At 35.2% G+C, this 2,753-nt stretch carries 3 protein-coding genes; 1 reads left to right on the forward strand and 2 read right to left on the reverse strand.

Going from position 1 to position 2,753, the window contains the following annotated elements:
- Nucleotides 1-733, forward strand: a 733-nt coding sequence (locus tag AC58DT_RS15505) for a transposase (protein WP_497217707.1), incomplete at its 5' end; no start/stop codon positions are given.
- Here the strand turns inward: AC58DT_RS15505 and AC58DT_RS15510 are convergent.
- Nucleotides 652-1,548, reverse strand: coding sequence for a hypothetical protein (locus AC58DT_RS15510; RefSeq protein WP_497217708.1), 897 nt, complete (start codon nt 1,546-1,548; stop codon nt 652-654). The genes AC58DT_RS15505 and AC58DT_RS15510 overlap by 82 nt on opposite strands.
- Nucleotides 1,549-1,697: 149 nt before the next feature.
- The gene (locus AC58DT_RS15515) at nt 1,698-2,495 is read right to left on the reverse strand and encodes a hypothetical protein (protein WP_497217709.1); all 798 of its coding nucleotides are present in this window, start codon (nt 2,493-2,495) and stop codon (nt 1,698-1,700) included.
- Nucleotides 2,496-2,753: the final 258 nt, after the last annotated feature.

Consider the following 2,753-nt stretch of genomic DNA (forward strand, 5'->3'; position numbering starts at 1 on the left):
TACCCGTGTTTTAAAATTGTGCATACAAGCCGGTCTGGTAAGCGGCCATACCCAGGCCATCGATTCAGCTCCTGTAAAGGCCAATGCCTCGATGGACAGTCTTGAGATCAAAGTGCCGGCAGATGCACTTGAAGAACACCTTTCCAAGATGCGCGTACAGAGCAGCAGGGACAGAAAGGCCAAAGAGAACAAAGCGCCTAGAGAACAACAAGAGATAACGGCCAGTAAAAAAGAATTACAAGAGATCAAGAGCCGTAACAAAAGATGGAGCGAAGACCAGGATATGCGCCCGGGAGCCAAGAACAAGGGCTGCCGTTACACCAGCAACAAGACCCATTATAGTCCTACCGATCCCGATTCCAGAATAAGTGTCAAGCCCGGGAAGGCAAGAAAGCTCAACTACCTGTGCAACATAAGCGTAGATACCGGGGGCCACGTGATTACCGATGTGCAGGCTTACCACGCCGACAAGAAGGACAACCAGTATTTGCAAGACACCGTGGCAAGACTTAACAGGCGATTGAGAAAGGAGGGAATGATTTGGGAGCACCTCTTGGCAGACACCGGCTACAGCAGTGGGGAAAACGGCCTATATTGGTTCAGGTTTAAAAAATTAAGGGGTTGTGCAACGGTTACTAATGTTGTACGCAGTTATTTATTTAACGTGTCTTTGACAAAAATTTCTTTTCTAAAATATATCCGAGATGTTATGCTATCTGCATCAATATCTTGAAATGGTCCAATGGCATATTCTTCCATATAACCTTGAAGTAATTTCTTCCCTGGATTCTCAAACCAACTCCCAAATACAGCGGTATATCTAAAATCTTCTTTCGAAATATCATCAAACCACTTTTGATTTATAGTGTCTATCTCTAGATTATTATAACCTTGCTTTCTAATTATACTATCATTAGAAAAGTCAAATGTAAATTTCTCGTCATTAGTATCTAAGAAGACTCTAATTTGTGAGTTATATTTATCTTCAATTCTTGGAGAGAAGCAATATGCGACTCCTCTAATAGGCTCATTAAGGTATATTGTATCTTTATTAAATTGAAAAATATTGTAAGAACTATGTCTGATGGATAAAGTATCGTGAGCAAACTCTTTTTGGTCAAATACATTGTTATCATCATTCCAGGCTACCGTATCTCCTTTTTTATTCAAAAACCAAGCTCTATTTAATTTCGATTTGCCTTCTACAATAAAAAATTCACGAATTTCCCTCAATTTACCTTCTCTATCATAAAGATTCCATATACCAGTCAGTAATGAATCTAACGTTTTTTTTCCAGTTTTAAATACTTTTCCGTTGTCATATTTATAGACTATACTGTCATAATTATCTTTTTTAAAAACCATTTTATATTCTACTTCTGGATTCCTTTCGTAAAATTTTATCGTCTTTACTAATTTGTCATTAATGTCAAAAAAACTTTTCTTTATTGCTATGCCATCTTTATTGAACACTGTGATAACGTTTTCTTTTTCTTGACAACCAAGAATTAAGGATAGTAAAAAAAGAATTGCGATGGTTTTCTTCATAATTGCGTACAACGTGTTCGTGTATGGAAAGTTGCGTGTTTGGGGGCGAGGATTTTCCGAAGGAAAATCGGAAGCCAGCAAACGGGCAACAAACTTTGTGTTAGCTAAAACTAGCAATTTTTTATACACCGTGTTGGCAACTGGCTTTTTTATTCGGTTCCATTCAAAAATCTCGTATCGTTCATATTGTATTCGTTTTCAAAAGTTCCGATTTTTTTTAAATAATAGTATCTCAATCTGTCGGAGCACGATTTATAATTATCATAACCTGTAACTGAATATTTTAGCATATCAAATGGTTTCCAGTCGTTTTTGTCAAATTCAAATCCTTTACCAAAATATTCAATTTTTCCAGAATATTTATTAGATACTTTGTTTATGAGTAGTCCAGCAACAATTTCATTTCCATTATCAGCGTAAAACAATGTGTCGATAATTGATTCTTTATATTCAGTTTTTGTTGGTAAGTCAATTGCCCAATTTCTATCTAGTGAGTCGTTATATGTTTTTCCATTAAAATATCTCAAAGCTAATTCTGATGGTCGTTCTATGATTTTAACTTTTATTAAACTGTCAACCAAATTTTGGAGTTTGATTTTATCTAGTTCATATTTTTCTGGTGAAACTTTTACATTATAAATATATTCCTTAGGCGTTGTCGTTTCTGTCATTTTTAAGGAAAGCTCCTTTGACATATTTGTCAATGACATTACGGTAAGTGGACAGCTTAAAATTAGAAGAAACCAAACATTTATTTTCCTAATATTATTTTTTAATGATGATAAAAGAAATACAATTGTTGAAAGAAACAGAATTATTGAAATAATTGTGAAAGTGTCAATTATATTACCGAAAGCTGAACCGCCTTTGTCGTTTACAATTTGAAAGATTGAAATTAAAATCCCAATTGCTAAGATTCCATACAAAATTTTAATTCCGTGTTTCATTTTTCAGCTTGTTGCCAACGTGTTTGTATATGGAAAGTTGCGGGTTTGCGTGCGAGGAATTTCCGAAGGAAATTCAGACGTAGCAAACGTGCAACTACCTTTGTTTAAGCCAAACACCAGCAATTTTTTATATACGGTGTGCCTGTTGCACAACCACCTCTTCAAATATAGCAAAAGGCTTGTATAAAATTGAGAAGTTTATTAATTTCATGCCTATGCAAGGCAAGAAAAACTATCAGGAAAAACTCTTCACAAGCT

Source organism: Aequorivita sp. CRS11, assembly GCF_059693805.1.

Excerpts from the sequence above, each read along its gene's own strand:
- AC58DT_RS15510 (WP_497217708.1), bottom strand. The coding sequence starts at position 1,548 with ATGAAGAAAACCATCGCAATTCTTTTTTTACTATCCTTAATTCTTGGT.
- AC58DT_RS15515 (WP_497217709.1), bottom strand. The coding sequence starts at position 2,495 with ATGAAACACGGAATTAAAATTTTGTATGGAATCTTAGCAATTGGGATT.